General features: G+C 61.0%; 18 protein-coding genes and 1 tRNA gene. 3 read left to right on the top strand and 16 right to left on the bottom strand.

Annotated features, from left to right (window positions below; translation table 11 throughout):
* The first annotated feature begins 147 nt into the window (after positions 1-147).
* Positions 148-1,281 carry an MBL fold metallo-hydrolase gene (locus tag DFT_RS01040; RefSeq protein WP_161807058.1) on the top strand — a complete coding sequence of 378 codons (1,134 nt, stop codon included), beginning with the start codon at positions 148-150 and terminating at the stop codon, positions 1,279-1,281.
* 61 nt (positions 1,282-1,342) lie between these two features.
* Here DFT_RS01040 and DFT_RS01035 read toward each other — a convergent pair whose 3' ends face one another.
* The 15 genes from DFT_RS01035 to DFT_RS00965 form a co-directional block, all read right to left on the bottom strand.
* Positions 1,343-1,903 carry a CDP-alcohol phosphatidyltransferase family protein gene (locus DFT_RS01035; RefSeq protein ID WP_054029389.1) on the bottom strand — a complete coding sequence of 187 codons (561 nt, stop codon included), beginning with the start codon at positions 1,901-1,903 and terminating at the stop codon, positions 1,343-1,345.
* 12 nt (positions 1,904-1,915) lie between these two features.
* On the bottom strand, positions 1,916-3,097 hold the full coding sequence (locus tag DFT_RS01030; RefSeq protein WP_152971817.1) for a hypothetical protein: 1,182 nt from the start codon (positions 3,095-3,097) through the stop codon (positions 1,916-1,918).
* Positions 3,098-3,183: 86 nt separating this feature from the next.
* Positions 3,184-4,164: a polyprenyl synthetase family protein gene (locus tag DFT_RS01025; RefSeq protein ID WP_054029387.1), complete on the bottom strand. Its 981-nt coding sequence runs from the start codon at positions 4,162-4,164 to the stop codon at positions 3,184-3,186.
* Positions 4,161-5,486 (bottom strand): 30S ribosomal protein S12 methylthiotransferase RimO, encoded by a 1,326-nt coding sequence (rimO, locus tag DFT_RS01020; protein ID WP_054029386.1) that lies wholly within the window; start codon positions 5,484-5,486, stop codon positions 4,161-4,163. The genes DFT_RS01025 and rimO overlap by 4 nt, the downstream gene beginning before the upstream one ends.
* Before the next feature lie 470 nt (positions 5,487-5,956).
* Positions 5,957-6,922, bottom strand: a complete 966-nt coding sequence (locus tag DFT_RS01015; protein ID WP_054029385.1) for an electron transfer flavoprotein subunit alpha/FixB family protein — start codon at positions 6,920-6,922, stop codon at positions 5,957-5,959.
* 17 nt (positions 6,923-6,939) lie between these two features.
* On the bottom strand, positions 6,940-7,716 hold the full coding sequence (locus tag DFT_RS01010) for an electron transfer flavoprotein subunit beta/FixA family protein (protein WP_054029384.1): 777 nt from the start codon (positions 7,714-7,716) through the stop codon (positions 6,940-6,942).
* 462 nt (positions 7,717-8,178) lie between these two features.
* Complete coding sequence (locus DFT_RS01005; RefSeq protein ID WP_054029383.1) at positions 8,179-9,258, bottom strand: FAD:protein FMN transferase; 1,080 nt, start codon at positions 9,256-9,258, stop codon at positions 8,179-8,181.
* A 51-nt stretch (positions 9,259-9,309) separates the two neighbouring features.
* Complete coding sequence (gene hypE / locus DFT_RS01000) at positions 9,310-10,320, bottom strand: hydrogenase expression/formation protein HypE (protein WP_054029382.1); 1,011 nt, start codon at positions 10,318-10,320, stop codon at positions 9,310-9,312.
* Between the two features lie 133 nt (positions 10,321-10,453).
* The gene (hypD, locus tag DFT_RS00995; RefSeq protein ID WP_054029381.1) at positions 10,454-11,551 is read right to left on the bottom strand and encodes a hydrogenase formation protein HypD; all 1,098 of its coding nucleotides are present in this window, start codon (positions 11,549-11,551) and stop codon (positions 10,454-10,456) included.
* Positions 11,552-11,585: 34 nt separating this feature from the next.
* On the bottom strand, positions 11,586-13,874 hold the full coding sequence (gene hypF / locus DFT_RS00990; protein WP_054029380.1) for a carbamoyltransferase HypF: 2,289 nt from the start codon (positions 13,872-13,874) through the stop codon (positions 11,586-11,588).
* Positions 13,874-14,113, bottom strand: coding sequence for a HypC/HybG/HupF family hydrogenase formation chaperone (locus DFT_RS00985; protein ID WP_054029379.1), 240 nt, complete (start codon positions 14,111-14,113; stop codon positions 13,874-13,876). Before DFT_RS00985 ends, hypF begins: the two co-directional genes overlap by 1 nt.
* Positions 14,114-14,172: 59 nt before the next feature.
* Complete coding sequence (locus DFT_RS00980) at positions 14,173-14,691, bottom strand: HyaD/HybD family hydrogenase maturation endopeptidase (protein WP_054030041.1); 519 nt, start codon at positions 14,689-14,691, stop codon at positions 14,173-14,175.
* Between the two features lie 65 nt (positions 14,692-14,756).
* Positions 14,757-15,239 (bottom strand): hydrogenase maturation protease, encoded by a 483-nt coding sequence (locus DFT_RS00975; RefSeq protein WP_054029378.1) that lies wholly within the window; start codon positions 15,237-15,239, stop codon positions 14,757-14,759.
* A gap of 74 nt (positions 15,240-15,313) precedes the next feature.
* Positions 15,314-16,963, bottom strand: coding sequence for a nickel-dependent hydrogenase large subunit (locus DFT_RS00970; RefSeq protein WP_083453244.1), 1,650 nt, complete (start codon positions 16,961-16,963; stop codon positions 15,314-15,316).
* A 33-nt stretch (positions 16,964-16,996) separates the two neighbouring features.
* On the bottom strand, positions 16,997-17,938 hold the full coding sequence (locus DFT_RS00965) for a hydrogenase small subunit (protein ID WP_054029376.1): 942 nt from the start codon (positions 17,936-17,938) through the stop codon (positions 16,997-16,999).
* Positions 17,939-18,444: 506 nt separating this feature from the next.
* Between DFT_RS00965 and DFT_RS00955 the strand changes: the two genes are divergently transcribed.
* The gene (locus DFT_RS00955; RefSeq protein WP_161807057.1) at positions 18,445-18,870 is read left to right on the top strand and encodes a TlpA family protein disulfide reductase; all 426 of its coding nucleotides are present in this window, start codon (positions 18,445-18,447) and stop codon (positions 18,868-18,870) included.
* A 92-nt stretch (positions 18,871-18,962) separates the two neighbouring features.
* Here the strand turns inward: DFT_RS00955 and DFT_RS00950 are convergent, their stop codons facing one another.
* A complete protein-coding gene (locus tag DFT_RS00950) occupies positions 18,963-19,451 on the bottom strand; it encodes a hypothetical protein (RefSeq protein ID WP_054029373.1) in 489 nt (162 codons plus the stop codon).
* Between the two features lie 177 nt (positions 19,452-19,628).
* Here DFT_RS00950 and DFT_RS00945 point away from each other — a divergent pair.
* Positions 19,629-19,714: transfer RNA gene (locus tag DFT_RS00945), tRNA-Ser, on the top strand.
* Positions 19,715-19,816 lie beyond the last annotated feature (102 nt).

The raw sequence follows: 19,816 nt of genomic DNA, 5'->3' as shown, positions 1-19,816 counted from the left end.
CACACGCCAAGCGGTCAAGAGCCAGTAATACCTTTTCGGCCTCTTGGCCGGCTCGTCGCGCAAGCATGGCCATTGACCGAGGCCCGATGACCACTATTTTAATGTTTCAGCTTTAAGATCAGCAAATCGAATACAGGTGACCCGATGATGGCACGCAGAACCTTTCTCCAAAAATCGATACAAGGGCTCAAGGCCATGGCCCTTTTGAATATGCTTCCGGGCAGCCTGGCCCGCGCGGCGGTGGAACCGTCCCGGACGGACGACCTGCACTACAAATTACTCGACGGGGTTTCGCTCAGGGAACTGGCCGCTCAAAAGGCGCACCACGGCGAAGACGGCCGTTTCGTCAACCCGCTGGGACACTCCCGAAGACGGCGGCGTTTCGGCGAGTTGCTGCACTGGAAGCTGTTCGCCGAGAACGAGTATGGGCCCCATCTGGACCGGCAGCCGCTGATCCCGGTGCGGGTCGACTGGCGCAAGCTGGAAAAGAGCGACGGCGTTTCGGTGACTTTTCTCAAGCATGCCTCAATACTGATCAAGGATCAGGACGCCCACCTGATCGTCGACCCGGTCTTTCGCGACATGTTCTGGTTCATCGAGGACTTTTCGCCCCTGGCCTTTGACGTGCGGGAGATGCCGCCCATCGACCACATCCTCATCACCCATGGCCATTACGATCACCTCAACACACCCACCCTGGCCGACTTCGACCCCAAGACCCATGTGATCGCGCCGCTCGGATACAACGACATATTCGATGACCTGGGCATGCGCCAGCGCACCCACCTGGACTGGTATGAAATGTACAGCGACGGCCGGCGCAACATCACCCTGCTGCCCTGCAACCACTGGACCATGCGCAACCCGCTGGTGGGCCCCAATCGCGCCCTCTGGGGATCGTACCTCATCGAAACCGCCGGCGGCAAAACCATCTACATCTCCGGCGACACCGCTTTTTTCGACGGGTTCTCCGAAATCGGTCGGCAGTTCGACATCGATCTGGCCATCATCAACCTCGGCGCCTACGCGCCGCGCTGGTTCATGGCGCCCAGCCACATGGATCCGAAAGAGACGGTGACCGCCTTCCGGCAACTGGGCGCCAAACAGCTGATCGTGGTCCACTGGGGAACCTTTCGCCTGGGAGACGAACCGGTGCACTTCCCGCCTCTGGAACTGGGCGAGGTGATGAAAAAGGAGGGGTTGCTGGACCGCTTGGTGGATATCCGACACGGCGAAACGCACATCCTGACGGCGCCGTCCGGCAACGATTTATTGGAATAGACAGCATTCCTTCACTTTAAACTTAAAACTTTAAACTTAAAACTTTCTCTTCGATCCCTCCTCAACTCTCCCCCGTCTCCTGCAAAATGCTCATCCCGATGTAGATATAGTGCAGTCCCGAGAGGATGGTCACCCCGGCCGTGACCCAGATGAGCGGGGCGTGCAGGTCGGGCAGGCGGGCCCGGGTCGGATCGAACAGCGTAGCCGCCACCAGCAGAAGCTGCGAAGCGGTCGTCAACTTGCTCCAGATGGACGGATGCACGTCGTAGGCTTTTTCGAAGAGGGTGAAGATGGCGATACCGACCACGATGAGGACGTCCCGCGTGATGACCACCACCGCCACCCAGGCCGGAATCACCTGCAGTGCGGCCAGGGTCACGAACGAAGACACCAGGAGCAGTTTGTCGGCCGTGGGATCGAGATAGGCCCCCAAGGCCGTACGCTGGTTGAAGTAGCGGGCGATAAACCCGTCCAGTCCATCGCTGACGCCTGCGAACACAAAGACCGCCAGCGCATAGGCATAAAGTCCGCGCAACAGCAGGATGACAAAGACCGGCGTGAGCAGAATGCGCACCAGGGTCAAAATGTTGGGGATGCTGATGGGCGAACTGAATCGTCTCAACAAGACACTCCTTTAGCGCGGCGCCAACCGCAGGCGGATGTGTTTGCCCTCCACCGCCTGGATATCCACAACGAAGGAGTCGAAAACAAGCTTGGAGACCGCATCGGCCAATGCCCGGGCAGGTCCCTGGTATTGAACGGTCAAGGTGGCGGCGTTGGGCATCATCTCTTTGACCTGCAGATTGTCCACTCCCGACATGCTGCCCAGGGCACTGCGAAACTTGACAAAGTCGGCGATGTGGCCGCCGATCCCATCGATGGTGAGGGCGATCGCGGCAGCGGCAGCGCTCTGCTGGCGCCAGGCCGCGGCCACTCGGGTGGCCAGGGCGGCACCGGCCTGATCGGCCGCCTGGCGCATCGCCTCCCGGCTGCCGGCCTGGGGATCTGCGGCCGCCGAACGGGCGCTCTCGCGAATATCGGCCAGCAACCGGCCGTCTTCCACGCGCACGGCCCGGACCGCCACCGAACCACTGGACTGGCCCAGGCTGCCGGTCCCGGTGTCCGCCGCTTCGGCCGAGGCCAGGCCGACCACCACCACTTCGGCGTCTTGTTGCTGCCCCAGCGCCTGCGCCTGGGCCAGACTCAACTGGGCCGGCAGCATGGCGGCGCCGGGCACCACTTGAGGCTGAACGACCTTGAAACCGGCCTGGAGCAACGCCCGGGTCACTGCATCCGTCGCAACACGGTCGGTCAACGGTTGCTGTCCACTCCACCAATAATCCTGTGAAAGGTCTTCGGCGCCCTGCTCGGCGATGCACACCAGCACGCGCGGGAAGCTCACCTTTCCCAGACGGATGCCGGCATTTTTGACCGCTCCGTCGAGCCGGGCCACGGAAACATTGGCCGCCACGATGAGACGGTAGGTGCCGCCCAGCTGGGATTCGGCCAGCACCTTGTAATCCTGGATGAACTGATCTTTGTGGTTTAGAATCGATTCGTTGATCACCTGGAAATTACCGGCGACGCTTTCGGCCGGCAATAGATCGATGAGGACCCGGCTGACCGCCGTGACCAATCCCTCTTCGATTGCCTCCTGACGGGCGGCCGGCATGTCACCTCCCCGGATCTGACTGGTACCGATCACATGGACCAAGCCCGAGGCCGCATCCGATTGGGCGAAACCCGGGGAAGGCGGAACGGCGGCCATCATGACCAGCAGCGCCATCCATCCTAAGAGCACCATTGCTTTTCGCACGACGCCTCCTTTTTCTGCAGTTGAGCCGTAATGACCCACCATATCACGACGGGCCGACCATCGGCACCCAAAAGATGCCCGCCGCCTCATGCGGTCCGCGCCCAGGCATAATCGGCGATATCGGCCAACAAGGCCCGGTGGGGACCGTCCTCGAAGCCCGACAGGGCCGATTTGGCCCGCCGGATGTGGATTGCAGCGGATTGACGGGTATCTTCGATGCCGCCGTGCATCCGCATCAAATCGACCAACCGGTCAAAATCGGCCGGCGTGAACTCCGGATCGCGGACCAGGGCCTCGATCCACTCCCTTTGCCGGTGATCTGCCCTGGAAAGGGTTCGAATCACGGGCAAGGTCAACTTGCCCTCGCGCAAATCGGCACCGGCCGCCTTGCCCAGGGCAGCGGTCTCCTGGGTGTAGTCGAGCAGGTCGTCGGCCATCTGAAAGGCCATGCCCAGGTGAAACCCATAGTCATCCAGGGCGTCGCAGAGCGACGCGGGCGCCCCGGCGATCAGGGCGCCCGTGCGGCAGGCGCCCTGAAACAGCACGGCGGTTTTGCAGCGGATCACGTCCAGATAGACCGTTTCGTCCAAGGTGACATCCCCCTTGTGGGCCAACTGCCGGATCTCGCCCTGGGACATCTGCTCGGTGATCCCGGCAATCACGTCGATCACCTCGGGCAAGCGCGTGCGGGCCGCCAGAGAGAGCGAGCGGGCCAGCAGGAAATCGCCGGTCAGCACGGCGGTGGGCGGATCCCACACATGATGGGCGGCCGGTCTGCCGCGGCGCAACCGGGCGCCATCCACCACATCGTCATGCATCAGCGTGGCGGCGTGCAGGTATTCGAAAATGATCGCGAACTGGGACAGATCGTCCCTGTCGCACCTGCAGAGGCGTGCCGAGCGCATCATCAACAGGGGCCGCAGGCGCTTGCCGCCGGCAAAGAGCAGATGACCGGCCACCTGGGCCACCAGATCGAAATGGGGATGGAGATGATCGGCCAAGGCCTGTTCGATCAGCTTGAGCTCATCAGCCACGGCCGAGAGAATTTTGCGTTTGAGATCGCTCATGACACCTCTGCGGTCAAATCGTAATCCATGGCTTCGACGATACGCACCGGCACCCTCGCGCCGACGGCCAACCCGACGGCATCCGGCGGCGGACGGACAAAGGTGACGCCGTCAACCTCCGGCGCCTGGTACAGGGTGCGGCCCGTCCAATACCCGTCCGCCTCGCGCGTCTCGATGAGCACATCCAGGGTGCGCCCCAGATAGCGGGTCAGATTGCGGGCCGAAATATCCCGCTGCAGGGCCACCAACTCGTCCAGCCGCGACTGGGCCACCCGCCGCCCCACGTGGTGATCGAGCCGGTGGGCGGGCAGATCCTCACCGTCCGAATAGGCGAAGACCCCCAGGTGATCGAAACCGACCCGCTCGACGAACGCCTTGAGCTGTTGGAAGTCGGCATCGGTCTCGCCGGGAAAGCCCACCAGCACGGTGGTGCGCAGGGCCACGTCCGGCACCTGCCGCCGGACGCGGTCGAAGAGCGTCAACAGATCCTGCTCCTGGTAGCCTCGCCCCATGCGTTTGAGCACCCCGGCGGCGGCATGCTGGATCGGAATGTCCAGGTAGGGGCACAGGTTGTCGTGATCGGCCAGGGCCGCGATCGTCTCGGCGGAGATGCTCGCCGGATGGCCGTACATCACCCGGATCCACACCGACCGGTCCAGTTCGGCCAGGGGATGCAGCAGCGCGGCCAGATCGACGGGCGGCGCCAGGTCCCGGCCATAGGCCGTGCTCTCCTGGGCCACTAGGGTGATCTCCCGGGCACCGCCGGCGATCAACCCACGCGCCTCTTCGAGCAGGGTGGCCAGGGGGCGGCTGTGCTGGCGGCCGCGCAACTTGGGAATGATGCAGTAGGTGCAGTGCCGGCTGCACCCCTCGGCGACCTTCAAATATGCGCTGTGGGCGGCCAGGGGTATCCGCTCGGCTGGCAGCCGCGCATCCACGCTCTCCGGATCGGGCAACAGGCAATTTCCGGCGGCCAAGCCGCCCCTGACGGCCGCCACGATGCGGTCGTAGGCGCCGGTGCCCAGGAAGAGATCCACCTCCGGCAGCGCCTCGACGATCGGTTCGCGGTAGCGCTCGGGCAGGCAACCGGCCACGATCAGGCGGCGGCAGCGCCCGGTTTCTTTATAGCGCGCCAGGGTCAGGATCGTATCGATGGCCTCGTCGGTCGCCGCCTGGATGAAGGCGCAGGTGTTGACCACGATGGTGTCGGCCGTGGACGGATCGTCGGTGATCTCCACCCCCGCCGAACGCAGGCGGGCCAGCATGGTTTCGCTGTCCACCTGGTTGCGGGCACAGCCCAGACTTTCGAGGAATACGTTCATCGTATCGCTGACCTTGGCATTTATAGATGATTGCGCAGCGGTCCTGACCAAATAGACATAAACAATTGGAAAATTTAAAGTAAGAAAGCATGAAAGTTAAGGAATTCTATCGATTGATGAACTCGTAAAAAGTCCCAAAGGTGTCATGGCGGACTTGCTCCGGCATCCAGAATTTATTGGAAATAATGGTTCCCGGCTTCCGCCGGGATGACGGAAAAAGCAAATTCCAGACCTTTTACGGTGCCGTCATTATATGGCAGGAAATAACCATAAAGCCATCAATCAAATCGACGACATTCCTTCACTTTCATACTTTCCGACTTTCATACTTTTTCCCTTCACTTCCCATCACTTTTTCCTCAACCGGGCCGGTGGATGGGCACAACTTAAAAGGCCACCCCCTAAAGGGCAGCCTTTCGCATCTACCTGAATCCGACGGGGATGGCAAGACGGCAATCGCCCTTCCATGGTCATCCCTTGATCTTTTTGATCTCCTCGGTCAGGGCCGGCAACACCTCGAACAGGTCTCCCACGATGGCATAATCGGCCTTGGCGATGATCGGCGCCTCGGGATCCTTGTTGATGGCCACGATCACCTTGGACGACGACATGCCGGCCAGGTGCTGGATGGCGCCGGATACGCCGCAGGCGACGTAAAGATTGGGAGAAACGGTCTTGCCGGTCTGGCCGACCTGGTCGGAAGCGGGACGCCACCCCTCGTCCACCGCCGAACGCGATGCGCCCACGGCGGCGCCCAGCACCCCGGCCAGGGCTTCGACGGCCGAATAATCGGCTCCGCCCATGCCGCGTCCGCCGGTGACCACCGCATCGGCCTCGGTCAGATCCACCTTTCCGGACTCGAACTGCTTGCCCACCACCTTGGAGCGCAGGTCGCCCAATGTCACCGCCGCCTTTTCCACCGCGCCGGCGCCGGCGGCCGACTCGACGGCCTGGGTATTGGGGCGCACCGAAACGATGGCCGGTGCTCCGGTGAGCACCACATCGGCCAGCACCTTCCCGCCGTACATGGGCCGGGTGGCCACCACCTGGCCGCCATCCACGCCCAGGCCGACCGCATCGGTGGCTAGCGCGGCATTGAGCCGGGCGGACAACCGTGCGCCCAGGTCCTTGCCCTGGGTCGTGGCACCCAGCAGAATCACGGCCGGCTGGATCTGTCCGACCAGGCCGGCCAGGGCGTTGGTATATGCCTCGGTCGTAAAATCGGCCAGGGCCGGGTCATCGGCCACGAAAACCTTTTCGGCGCCATATTTTCCCAATTCGGCCGCCAAACCTTCGATGCCGCTGCCCAGCACCACCGCCTGGACGCTGCCGCCCAGCTGGCCGGCCAACCGTCGACCGGCGGACAGCACTTCGAACGTCACCTTGCGAAAGACCCCCTCCACCTGCTCTGCAATCACTAAGACATGTTGCGTCATGATAGGCTCCTTTTTATCTAAATCACCTTTGCTTCTTCACGCAGCAGCCGCGCCAGTTGGGCGGCTTTGGCCTGAACCGAATCGCCTTCAATGATGCGTCCGCCCTTACGCTCGGCCGGCGCCTTGAGCGCCTTGACCTTCATCAGCGGCTGCAGATCGGCGGCGGCCAGGCCGAGATCGGCCGGCGTCTTGGTTTCCAGGGGTTTCTTCTTGGCCTTCATGATGCCGGGCAGACTGGCGTAGCGCGGATCGTTGAGACCCCGCTGGGCGGCGATCAGCGCCGGCAGGGGGGCCTCCACTTCCTTGGTGCCGCCTTCGACCGTACACAGGCAGCGGATCTTGCCGTCGGCCAGTTCCTGTTTGATGACCATGGATATATTGGGAATGGCCAGCAGTTCGGCCAGGGCCGTGGCCACCTGGAAGTTGTCGTCGTCCACGGCCCGGTGGCCGGCCACGATGAGGTCGTAAGCGAGCGGCTTGATGGCGGCGGCCAGCAGTTTGGCCGTGCCCAGCCCGTCGATGGCCAGGTCGCCGGGATCGATGAGAATGCCCTTGTCCGCGCCCATGGCCAGGCCCGTCCGGATCGCTTCGGCTGCCTTGGCCGGGCCCACGGAAAGAATGGTAACCGTGCCGCCTTGGGCTTCGCGAATCTTCAAGGCCTCTTCCACGGCCAGTTCATCGTAGGGATTCATCACGAATTTGATACCATCGGTCTTGATGGATACCCCGTCACCGGCGATGGCGATCATCGATTCGGTTGCCGGGACCTGTTTGACTAAGACTAAGATCTCCACTGTCCGCTCCTTCCTTTTGGGGCTATAAGTGATTCATATCATTAAGATAGGGTTAAGCTTGGGATTACTTATAAGAGTAAAAATACAAAGTCAACGCCAAAGCGGCCTCAACAGCGATTCCAGATCAATGCTATTTTTAAACCCGGCGCGGATGGGGCAGGTGGCCGATGCCACACGCCAAGCGGTCAAGTGCCGGTAAAATGCACGGCGGGCGGCCCAGATACTCGCTGCGCTCAAACAGTCTGGGCCGCTTGCCCGCCGTTTGCATTCAACCCGCACTACGACCGCAGGCTCACGTGGCCCTGGCCACCTGCCCAATCCGTGCCTGCCATGATCGGTGCAATGCGAATTTTGTCAGGCAACCTCAGGGAAGCATACCCTTCAGGGGGAATCACATTCAATTTGAACTGCGGCGGCAATTTTCCACGCAACAGGATGAGATGAGAGGTAAATGGACACTATCTAATCGGCGAAAAAGCGTTCCATCCCCTGGCTGAAATGATCCGAGAAACGGCCGTCCGCATGGCGCACCACGATCAATGCCTCGACGCCCGTCAATGCATCGATCAGGGCGATTCCCTTTTCCGGCCCCAGAATCATCACGGCCGTGGCCAATCCGTCGGCCAGGGTGCAGGAGTCCGCCACCACCGTGGCGCTCACCACCCCGTTTTCAAGCGGATAGCCGGTGCGCGGATCGATGATGTGCGAGTAAATCCGGCCGTCGATCTCGTAAAAATTGCGGTAATCGCCGCTGGTGGCCAGGGCATTGTTCTGCAGGGCCACCACCTTGTAAACCTCTTCGGCTGCGGCTTCGGGACGCGGCCGGTTGATCCCCACCCGCCAGGGCTTGCCGTCCAGACGCCGGCCGGCGGCGAATACTTCGCCGCCCACCTCCACCAGGTAATCGACAAAACCCGACGATCGCAATACACTGGCAACCCGGTCCACTCCATATCCCTTGGCGATGGAGGCCAGATCCACGGAGACAGCGGCCACCTTCTTGATCAGAACGGGTGTACCGCCAACCCCGATGAGATCGAAACCGACCTGCCCGCGTATTCGCGCCACCTCGTCGGCCGCGGGCATCTTCTCCAGGGGGCCGGCCTTGCCGAATCCCCACAGGTTCACCAGGGGATCGACCGTACCGTCCCATGCTCCGCCGGTCAGCCGATAGATATCCCGGGCCGTCACCATCACCTTCCAGAAATCGGCCGATACGGCAAAGGGGCGGTTGACCTCGCCGAATGCGTTGAAACGGCTGATCTCGCTGTCCGGCCTGTAGGTCGACATGCTCTGGTTGATCTCCTCCAGGCAGGCATCCACGCTGGCCTGCACCGCCGCCACGTCCACGGACCGGTTACCCACGAACTTGATGTGGTAGGTGGTCCCCATGGTCCGGCCGGCGATGCGATATTCCTTCTGCCCACTGCAAGCGACGAGTAAAAGGAGTAAAACCAGCACAACAGACCGGATGGGGCCACGCACGCCCAATCCCTTCAACACTCTCCCGTTACGATCCACATCCATAAAGATCGACAGCATTCCTTCACTTTAAACTTCAAACTTTACACTATCCTTTCCGGCTTTGCCGGATCAACATATCCTCGGCAACTGCTCGCCGGCCAGCATATCCACGATGCGCTGGCCGCCGATGGCCGTCTGCATCACCACGCGGCCGGCATGATCGGACACCGTGCGGCCGATGATGCACGCCTGCCGCCCGAATTCATGCTCGCGCATGGCGGCCAGTACCGCTTCGGCCTGCCCGGCCGGCACGAAACAGAGCAGCTTGCCCTCGTTGGCCAGATAGATCGGATCGAAACCCAGCAGGTCGCAGATACCGGCCACGGCCGGCGACACGGGCAGCTTCGCTTCTTCGAGCACGACCCCCACCCCGGACTGCAGCGCGATCTCGTTGAGCGCCGTGCCCACGCCGCCCCGAGTGGGATCGCGTAACACGTGCACCTGAGGGCACACCGCGAGAATCGCCTGGACCAGGCCATTGAGCGGCGCCGTATCGCTGGTCACACCCGATTCGAAGCGCAATCCCTCACGCTGGGTCAACACGGCGATACCGTGATCGGCCATGTTGCCGCTCAGGATGACGGCGTCGCCGATCTGCGCCCCGGTGGCGCCGATGGTGACGCCTTCGGGCACCACGCCGATGCCCGAGGTGTTGATGAACAACCGGTCCGCCGCACCCCGGGGCACCACCTTGGTGTCGCCGGTCACCAGGAGCACACCGGCCCGATCGAGCGCCGTGCGGACGCTTTCCAGCACCCGCTTCAGGTCGGCGAAGGTCAATCCCTCTTCCAGGATCAGGCCCATGCTCAGATAGCGCGGCACCGCCCCGCACATGGCCAGGTCGTTGACCGTTCCGTTGACCGCCAGGTCGCCGATGTTGCCGCCGGGGAAAAAGATCGGATCGACCACGAAGGTGTCGGTGGAAAAGGCCAGCCGGCCGTTGTCGACTTCAAAAACCGCCCCATCGTGCAGTTGGGCCAGGAAAGGGTTGTTGAACATCGGCATCAGGACCTCGGTGGTCAACTGGTGGGCCAACTTGCCGCCGCTTCCGTGATCGAGAAGAATCTTGTCGCTTTTCATCTTAAGAAACGCCCTCTCCGCCCCATTTTATACCATAACCATCCTATCGACAGCATACCTTAACTTTCATACTTTCATACTCTTTTCATTCTTCTCTTTTTCCCCTCGGCCCGCGCAACCCGCATGGACGGATTCAACTACTGTACCGATAATAGGCCGCGCACGTCCCCTCGCTCGACACCATGCAGGGCCCCACCGGATCCATGGGGGTGCAGCGTTTGCGAAACATGGGGCACTCGGGGGGCGTCTTGATGCCGGTCAGGATCTCTCCGCAGGCGCATCCCTTGGGCGGCGGCATGTCTACCACGGCGATCTTGAAGCGCCGGGCCGCATCGAATTGGGAAAATTCCGGCCGGATGGCCAATCCGCTGCCGGCGATCTCGCCCAGGCCCCGCCAGCGGGCGTCGCAGGCGACGAACACCTGATTCATGATCGCCCGGGCCTTGGGGTTGCCGGCTTCGGTAACGGCTCGCGGGTAGGCGTTTTCCAAAGCCGGCCGGCCCGCCTCGATCTGCCGGGCCAGCATCAGCAGCCCCTGCAGGATGTCGAGCGGTTCGAACCCGGCCGCCGCGCAGGGTGTGGCATGAGCCTCGAAAAAGGGCCGGTAGGCCTCCATGCCGATGATCACCGACACATGGCCGGGCAGCAAAAAGCCGTCGATGCGCACCTGGGGATGCTTCATGAGCGCCGCCAGGGCCTGGGGAACGGTCTTGTGGGCCGAGTAGACGCAAAAATTGGACAGTTTCAACTGTTGGGCGGTGAGGATCGCCGCAGCGATGGTGGGCGTCGTGGTTTCAAATCCAACGCCCAGGAAAACCACCGTCCGGTCGGGATGCTCCTGGGCCAGTTGCACGGCATCCATGGGCGAATAGACCACGCGCACATCGGCGCCTTCGGCCTTCTCGCACTGCAAGGAGGTATAGGTGCCCGGCACGCGCATCAGATCGCCGAAGGTGGCCACGATCACCTCCTCGCGCTGGGCCAGGGCGATGAAGCCGTCGATGTCGTTCTGGTCGGTGACGCAAACCGGGCACCCCGGTCCGGAGAGCAGCGTGACCGTCGGCGGCAGCAGGGCGCGGATGCCGTGGCGGAAGATGGCCATGGTATGGGTGCCGCACACCTCCATGATGCGCATGGGGGTCCGGGCACTGGTTTTCAACTGGGTCACCATGCTCCGGGCCAGTTGCGGATCGCGAAACGCCTCGCCGAACTGGGACAGTTGGTCCTTCATATCGAAAATCCTCTTATGTAGCACTGGCCAACGCCTATCCTGAAATCTCCGCCAGCCGCATGCCGGCCACCACCGCCTGCCCCAGCGAAATCCCGCCGTCGTTGGTCGGCACCTGTTCGTGGCTGTATACTGAAAACCCGCTCGCTTTCAGTTGTGCCGAGAGCCCTTCGAGCAGCAGCACGTTCTGGAAACACCCCCCGCTGAGCACCACCCGCTCCAGGCCGGTCTCGCCGCGCAAGGCATCGCAAAGAGCGGCCCACAGGGCAATCAGGGTGTCGTGAAATCTTCGACTGATGACAAACGCCGGCACCCCGGCGAGGATATCATCCACTACCCCCTGAATAATGGGACTTACGGCCACCACCTTGACCGGTCCGTCCGACCATTCGAAGGGATAGGCCCCCTGTTCACGACCGTCGGCGATCATCTCCAGCTCCAGGGCCGCCTGCCCCTCGTAGGCCACGTCATGCCGTAAACCGATGATGGCGGCCACGGCATCGAAGAGCCGTCCCAGGCTGGAGGTGAGGGGGGCATTGATACGCTGGACGGCCATCTGGACCACGGTGCGCGCCGAATCGGCGGCCACCCCCTGCAGGAAAGGCAGCCCCAGGTCCCACATCGCTTCCCCATAGGCGTGGTGCAGGTAGGCCAAACCCAGCCGCCAGGGTGCCTTGATGGCCGCCGCGGCCCCCGGCATGGGCACATAGGCCAAATGGACCGCGCGCCGGTAATCACCGGCGTCGGCCAGGAGCGCCTCGCCGCCCCAGAGATTGGCGTCCGTCCCATATCCGGTGCCGTCGAAAGCGAGACCAATGACCGATCCTTCGAGGTGGTGCTCGGCCATGCAGGCGGCGACGTGGGCATGATGGTGTTGCACCTGGACCACGGGCAACGCCTTCTGGGACAAGGCCCAGCGTGTGCTCAGGTAATCGGGATGCAGATCGCAGGCCAATACGCGGGGGGAGACGTCCAGTATGCGCTGGAGATGGTCGATGGTCAGGCGGAAGAAATCTTCGGTGGCCAGGTTTTCCAGGTCGCCGACGTGCTGGCTGACGAAGGCCTGGTTGCCCTTGGTCAGACAGACGGTGTTTTTCAGCTCCGCGCCGCATGCCAGGACCATGGGCATCCCTTTTTTCAAAAATACCGGCACCGGCACAAATCCCCTGGAGCGCCGCAAGGGCCGGGTGCGGCCGCCCGAACGGCGCACGATGCTGTCGTCGCTGCGCAGCCGGATCGGCCGGTCATGTACCAGGAAATAATCGACGATGGTTCCCAGCCGTTCGAAGGCTTCGTCGTTGTCGATGGCGATGGGCTCTTCGCTCAGGTTGCCGCTGGTCATCACCACGGCAGTGAATCCATGCGCCATGAGCAGATGGTGCAGGGGGGTGTAGGGCAGCATCACTCCATAGTAGTGATTGCGGGGGGCCACGGAGAAGGCCAGCCGTTCGGGCAACCGCTTGGGCAGCAGCACGATGGGGCGCTGGATGCTGCTCAGCAGGGCTGCGTCGTCCGGGGTCACGTGGGCCAACGCGGCAACCGTGTCCAGATCGGGCGCCATCACGGCCAACGGTTTCTCTTCCCGGTGCTTGCGCTCACGCAGCCGGGCTGCAGCATCGTCGTTGCAGGCATCCACCGCCAGATGGAATCCCCCCAGCCCCTTGATGGCCACGATGAAGCCCTGCCGGATCAGCTCGGCCGCTCGGGCGATGGGATCTGCGTCTGGCAGGGGATTGCGACGGGCATCGAAGAGGGCGACCCGCGGCCCGCACACCGGGCACGCATTGGGCTGGGCGTGGTAGCGGCGGTCGTTGGGGTCGTCGTATTCGGCCTGGCAGTGGGGGCACATGGTAAATCCGCGCATGGCGGTCCTGGCCCGGTCATAGGGGATGTCATCGATGATTGTGTAGCGCGGACCGCAATTGGTGCAGTTGATGAACGGATAGCCGAAACGCCGGTCGGCCGGGTCGAACAGCTCCCGCAGGCAGTCGTCGCACACCGCCACATCGGGGGAGACCAGGGTGGCGCGGGAGGCTTCTCCCTTGCTGGACACGATCTTGAAGTCGGTATGACCGGCCACCGGCCGATCCGATTGGGATATCTCCACGATATGCGCCAGGGGCGGTTTTTCGCGCTGCAGGTCGGCCACGAAACCATCGACGTCGGCGTCCGGCCCCTCGATCAGGACCGTCACGCCCCGGGCCGTGTTGGCCACCTCGCCGCGCAATCCCCTTCGCCGTGCCAGACGATAGACGCACGGCCGAAAACCCACGCCCTGGACGATGCCGTTAATGTCGATCTGGCGTGCAATGGTACCGGTGTGCATCAATCGAACTCATCGTCCCTTTCGGCCCGCTCGGCTGCCTTCCGCAGCAGCATCAGGGTCTCCTGGGCCGCGTCGGCATCGAGCTTCTGGATGGCAAAACCGGCATGGACGATGACGAAATCTCCGATCCGGGCATCCTCGAGCAAGAGCAGGCTGGCCTGCCGCCGGACCCCGGCCACATCGATCGTGGCGATCTGGTCCTCGATATGGGTAATCCGGGACGGTATCGCGAGGCACATAATTGTCTACCCCCCACCTTGGGAAAGGTCGTTTCAAACATCAATATGGTCATATATCATCAGACGCCATTTTGCCAGAGGTTCGGTTTGGTGACATAACCGCCCCCCACCCGGTCCAGTTCGGCCAGCACCATCTGCGTCAACCTATCCATGTTGGCCGCCACGACCGGCGTCAGAGTAGTGTCCATGGTGGCGATATCCTCTGGCTCCATCCCGATCACGATGGTTTCGGGGTGATGATCGATCATACCGCACAAGGCCAGGACTTCTGGAAAATCCAATTGATGCAGGGAGTGCTTGGCCAACACGCGACGGGGAACCTGGTCGCCTGCCAGGCGGTAAAGCGTTCCCGCCGCTCCCTGGTTTTGAACCGCATCCACGACGATCAACACATCGCAAGCCGCCACGATGCCCATGAGGCGCATGCCCAGAACCCCACCGTCGAGCACCTGGACATTGTCATCGAAATCATATTGTTCGGCGAGCCGCTCCACCGCCCGTACTCCCAATCCCTCGTCGCGCAGCAGAATGTTGCCCAGCCCCAGGACCGTGATCCGCGGCCTATCCGTGTCGTTCATCATTGTCCCCATTCAATCAGAAACCCTTCCTTCACTTCCCACTTAAATCTTTAAACTTTAAACTCCTATGCTCTTCTTTCATACTCCACCCCCAACCCATCCAGTTCATTCAGCACCATGGCGATCATCTTATCTAACTTGTCCGCCAACGATGGTGTCAGGTGGCTTCCGAAGGTCCGGTCATCATCTGGTTCTACGCCCAATAATACGACATGGGGCGGTCGATCGAGCAGACGGCAGTGGATCAGCGCTTCGATGAATGCCTCTTGGAGAATATGGTCCGGACTCTTCAGCCGATCGATGATCTGCGGTTCGTCGAGCCGGTAAACCGCGCCCGGCGCCCCACCCCGGCGGAGGATATCCACGGCGATCACATGGTCGGCGCCAGCCAGGGTGCCCACCAGGTGGACCCCGATGGTGCCGCCGTCGATCAGGCGGACGCCATCGGGAAAGACAAATCGATGGTCCAGCTCGTTCACCAGGTGCACGCCGAATCCCTGATCCCCGAAAAGCGTGCAGCCGAGCCCTATGATGACGATATGCGCCATGGCCACTCCATCTGGGACAAAAAAAAGGGCTCCCGATGCGTAGATGACGCAAACAGGAGCCCTATCGGTGATAGTTAGATCACGTTGACCTTATACACCTCGTTGGAGTGCGGATCGATGACATGTACCGCACAAGCGATGCACGGATCGAAAGAGTGCACGGTCCGCAGGATCTCCAAGGGTTTCTTGGGATCGGCGATGGGGGTGCCGATCAGGGCCTCTTCCACCGGGCTGCGCTGGTTCTTGCCGTCCCGGGGGCTCAGGTTCCAGGTGGAGGGCACTACATATTGGTAGTTGTGGATCTTCTTGTCCTTTACATCCACCCAGTGCCCGAGGGCGCCGCGGGGTACGTCGTTGAGCCCCACGCCCCGTCCGCTCTCGGGAATTTCATAAGGCTCATAGGTCTTGGTGTCGCCGCTCTTGATGTTTTCTACCAGCTCCATGGTCCACTCCTGCAGAGCGTCGCCGATGGCTACGGTCTCGATGCAGCGAGCCGCGGTGCGACCCAGGGTGGAAAAGAGGGCGGTGGCCGGAATCGAAAGTTGGGTCAACGCCTTGTCGACCAGGGGCTTGATGTCCTTGTGCCCCTTTCCGTAGGCCACGAGTACGCGGGCCAGCGGCCCCACCTCGCAGGACGCCCCGTCATAACGCGGCGCCTTGAGCCAGGAGTATTTGCCTTTGGATGGTTCGTACTTTGGATCTTCGGCCAGCGGCTTGGTCTCTCCCTCGTATGGATGCTTGGGGGATCCGGGCTCGTACCAGGAACGGGTCACGTCCTCGGTGATTTTGGCCTGATCCACCATGTCGACCTTGCCCAAATCGCGCTTCATGATCACGCCCCGCGGCAAATAGAGACTTTCCGGCTCCTTTTCGGTCAGGGGAAAATCGCCATAGGCCAGGAAGTTACGGGTGCCGCCAATGCCGCCCCAATCTTTGTAGAACGAGGCCACGGCCAGCAGGTCGGGCAGGTAAACGTTCTTGACGAAGGCCTGGGTCTCTTTGGTCACGTAAAGGAACTCGGCGATATGGTCCGCAGTGAGGCTGGCTTGGCACGTCACGCCGCCCACGACCAGGGACTGAGGATGGGGGTTCTTGCCTCCGAAAATGGCGTGCAGACGGGCCGTACGGGCCTGGAGGCGCAGGGCCTCGATGTAGTGGGCGCAGGCCATCAGGTTCGCCTCAGGCGGCAGCTTGTAGGCCGAATGGCCCCAGTAAGCATTGGCAAAGGGGCCCAGCTGGCCGCTCTCGACGAAGGTCTTGAGCCGTTGCTGGACCGACTTGAAGTAGACCGCGCCGCCCACATCGGCCCCGGAGACACTGTCGGCCAGGGCCGCCGTCTTCTGGGGATCGGCCTGCAGTGCGCTGACCACATCGACCCAGTCCAGGGCATGCAGGTGATAGAAATGAACCAGATGGTCGTGCAGGTACTGAGCGCCGTGCAACATGTTGCGGATCAAACGTGCATTTTTGGGAATCTTCACATTGAAGGCGTCATCCACCGCCCGCACTGAGGCAATGGCGTGAACATAGGTACAGACGCCGCAGGAGCGCTGCACAAAATGGTGCGCGTCACGGGGGTCGCGGCCTTTGAGAATCATCTCGATGCCCCGGAACATCTGCCCCGAACTCCAGGCATCCACCACATGGCCACCCTCGATCTCGACTTCGATCCTCAGATGGCCCTCAATTCGGGTAATCGGGTCGACAATGATACGCTTGCCCATAAATATCCTCCCTTCACTGCCTTCGGACAGTGGTTAGAATTCTTCGTAAAACGGGGTCATCTTGTCCCAGAAATCCGGTTCACTGCAGCCGATGCAAGGATGTCCGGCTTCTACCGGCCAACTGGTGCCGTCGTTGAATTTGGCCACCGGGCAGTTGTTGTAGGTCTCTGGACCGCGGCACCCCATCTTGTAGAGGCAGTAGCCCAGAGCCGCCTCTTTGGAGCCGAACTCTTCCACAAACTCCTCGTTTTCAAAATGCGACCTGCGCGGGCATTGATCGTGGATGGTTTTGCCATAGGCAAACAGGGGCCGCCCCATGTCGTCGACCGCCGGCAACTTGCCGAGCAGCAGATAGTTGACGATAGTGCCCACCAGGTTGACCGGGTTGGGCGGGCATCCGGGAATATTGATGGTTTTCATCTTCAAGGCCTGGCCGACACCCATGTATCCGCCCGGATTGGGCTTGGCCGCCGGGACGCCACCGAAGCAGGCACAGGTGCCGATGCAGATCGTGGCCGCTGCCTGGGGGATAACCTCCTGGGCGATCTCCAGAAAGGTCCGACCGCCGATACGCCCGTAGCCACCATTATATTTGGTGGGGATTGCACCCTCTGCGACGCAAATGAATTTGCCCGAATGCTTTTCCAAGGCCGCCTGGAGTTGCTCCTCGGCCTGGTGTCCGGCCGCCGCCATGATCGTCTCGTGATACTCGACCGACAGAATCTCCAGGACCAACTCGTCGGCATACGGGTAGACGGTGCGGAGCATCGCCTCCGTACAACCCGTACATTCTCCAAAATTGAGCCAGATCACCGGGGGTCGCTGCTTGGGAGCGGCAAACACCTCGGCCACTTTGGGCACAAAGGATGCCGAAAGTCCCATGGTGGCCGTAAGAAAGGTACAGTACCGCATAAAGTCCCTTCGTGAGACCCCTCGTTGCTCCAGCCGTTGGTAAAACTGTTCTTTCTTGTCCATTGGCTCCTCCTCATACGATGCAACACGAATAAAGGCTCTGCCGCATGCAGAGCCCCGAACAAACCAGACCTGTGGATCGCCGGTAAAAAGCGCTTGAATCAAAAATCATCCATTCAAGCCCTTGACGCCGCATGATCCATTGATAAAATCTGTTTTCAAATGTTTTTCCCTGATATGGGCGGCAAATAGAAAATCTCGTGAACAAAAGAGATGCGCGATCGAATGGTTTCATTCGCATGAAAGTCCGGTTTCCAACAGTCCCATCTTAAAACCTGATTCAATTGAGCTGTTCAGCGAATACTATTTTAAAACATGTACGGCTTATTTAAATTGGGACGGATAGAACAATTTATGAATAGCTTTCATATTATGAAAATTGTCCGTGCGTCAACAGCAAATCTTGGACGACCATGAATTCAATAGCGCCTATCCATTCAAGTACAATCGCCAGACAACGGAATTGCCCCTGTTTTCTTATTTTCGCCGTATGTGCGTTGATCCTCGCGATGGTGACGGCCTGCGGCCCGTCGGCGCCCACCGTCAATCCCGTGAAATCCATAGAACCGGGAGCCTTGAAGGAGCTGATCCATGCCGATGGTTATACCGGTTTTCTGGTGGCTTTTGCCGCCTGGTGCCCGCCGTGCAAAGCGGAACTGCCCGATCTGGTGGCGCTTTACCGCGCATACAAAGACAAAGGCATCCAGATCGTTGGGATGAGCCTGGACGAAAACCCGGAGGCCGCCCAACCCCTGGTGAACCGACTGGGCGTTCCCTTTCCGGTTTATTGGGTGGGAACCCCAGCCATGAACGACTACGGCATTGTGGGGGTGCCCACCCTGATGGTCGTCAAGGCAGGGAAAATCGTCGAAAAGAGGCCCGGCCGGCAAAGTTACCGGGAACTGGAGAGAAAAATCGAGGCGCTGCTCGATTGAAAAGCGTGCGCCCACCTCGGCGGTGGGCGCAATTATCGCCAATAGCGATGAACGGGAGTGACCCCTCTGTTTTGCGAGCGGGTTATTGGTGTTCAGACGGCGTCATCGGTGTCGGCGGGATCGTCGTCGGCCACCTTGATCGATGTCTTCAGGTCGGTCAACACGCTGTCGTCTTCAAAATCATCATCGATGGCATCGTCATCGTCCAGAAGGTCGTCGACATCAACGTCCTCGTCGACCTCCTCCTCGTCCGCAGCCTCTTCGATCGCCACCTCTTCGCCTCTTTGGAAGAGGTCTTTGTCATCGAAAAAAAGTTCGGCGGATTGATTGCCGCCTTCGTCCAGAAGCCCGGCGATGGCTTCGGCAATGGCATATGCGAACGTGGTGGGCGGATACATGTTGTTGGTTCGAATCGCCTTGATCAACTCGATCTGACCGTCTTTCAGCGCCGACTTTATCTTTTCCTGGGAGTAGGTCTCCTCACACAGCAGGGACATCATCTCCTTATCGAGTTCGGCATATTCGCGAACCACCAGGGTGGCCTGATCGTCATCCCGGATGATGGCATATTTTTGTTTCATGTTCTGGATCTCCTAAAACACTCTATCCTTGGGGCCAATTTTTGCCGGCCACATAATCACCAAAAAGGATTGATGTCAACTCCATAATCGTGGCATTATCGTTCCGCTGACCTGGTGAATTCGCAAAACTTATTGACCCCTTAGGCACATGATGGTAAGAGCGGACCTACCCTTGCGGGAGGGATGGCCGAGTGGTTTAAGGCGGCGGTCTTGAAAACCGTTGAGCGAAAGCTCCGTGGGTTCGAATCCTACTCCCTCCGCCAGTTCCGTTGAGTCGTCGAAGCATTCAAGGCTCTCTGGCAGCATGTGAAACGCCGCGAACAGCGCTCGCCACAGCGCCTGCGGAAGGGGAGACGGAACGAATC

Origin of the sequence: Desulfatitalea tepidiphila, from assembly GCF_001293685.1 — a bacterium.
GTDB classification, from domain to species: domain Bacteria; phylum Desulfobacterota; class Desulfobacteria; order Desulfobacterales; family Desulfosarcinaceae; genus Desulfatitalea; species Desulfatitalea tepidiphila.
Note: the sequence above shows the minus strand (reverse complement) of the source record. Positions and strands in the feature narration are given on the sequence as shown.

Excerpts from the sequence above, each read along its gene's own strand:
- DFT_RS01040 (WP_161807058.1), top strand. The coding sequence starts at position 148 with ATGGCACGCAGAACCTTTCTCCAAAAATCGATACAAGGGCTCAAGGCC.
- DFT_RS01025 (WP_054029387.1), bottom strand. The coding sequence starts at position 4,164 with ATGAGCGATCTCAAACGCAAAATTCTCTCGGCCGTGGCTGATGAGCTC.
- rimO (WP_054029386.1), bottom strand. The coding sequence starts at position 5,486 with ATGAACGTATTCCTCGAAAGTCTGGGCTGTGCCCGCAACCAGGTGGAC.
- DFT_RS01015 (WP_054029385.1), bottom strand. The coding sequence starts at position 6,922 with ATGACGCAACATGTCTTAGTGATTGCAGAGCAGGTGGAGGGGGTCTTT.
- DFT_RS01005 (WP_054029383.1), bottom strand. The coding sequence starts at position 9,258 with ATGCTGTCGATCTTTATGGATGTGGATCGTAACGGGAGAGTGTTGAAG.
- hypE (WP_054029382.1), bottom strand. The coding sequence starts at position 10,320 with ATGAAAAGCGACAAGATTCTTCTCGATCACGGAAGCGGCGGCAAGTTG.
- hypD (WP_054029381.1), bottom strand. The coding sequence starts at position 11,551 with ATGAAGGACCAACTGTCCCAGTTCGGCGAGGCGTTTCGCGATCCGCAA.
- hypF (WP_054029380.1), bottom strand. The coding sequence starts at position 13,874 with ATGCACACCGGTACCATTGCACGCCAGATCGACATTAACGGCATCGTC.
- DFT_RS00985 (WP_054029379.1), bottom strand. The coding sequence starts at position 14,113 with ATGTGCCTCGCGATACCGTCCCGGATTACCCATATCGAGGACCAGATC.
- DFT_RS00980 (WP_054030041.1), bottom strand. The coding sequence starts at position 14,691 with ATGAACGACACGGATAGGCCGCGGATCACGGTCCTGGGGCTGGGCAAC.
- DFT_RS00975 (WP_054029378.1), bottom strand. The coding sequence starts at position 15,239 with ATGGCGCATATCGTCATCATAGGGCTCGGCTGCACGCTTTTCGGGGAT.
- DFT_RS00970 (WP_083453244.1), bottom strand. The coding sequence starts at position 16,963 with ATGGGCAAGCGTATCATTGTCGACCCGATTACCCGAATTGAGGGCCAT.
- DFT_RS00965 (WP_054029376.1), bottom strand. The coding sequence starts at position 17,938 with ATGGACAAGAAAGAACAGTTTTACCAACGGCTGGAGCAACGAGGGGTC.
- DFT_RS00955 (WP_161807057.1), top strand. The coding sequence starts at position 18,445 with ATGGTGACGGCCTGCGGCCCGTCGGCGCCCACCGTCAATCCCGTGAAA.
- DFT_RS00950 (WP_054029373.1), bottom strand. The coding sequence starts at position 19,451 with ATGAAACAAAAATATGCCATCATCCGGGATGACGATCAGGCCACCCTG.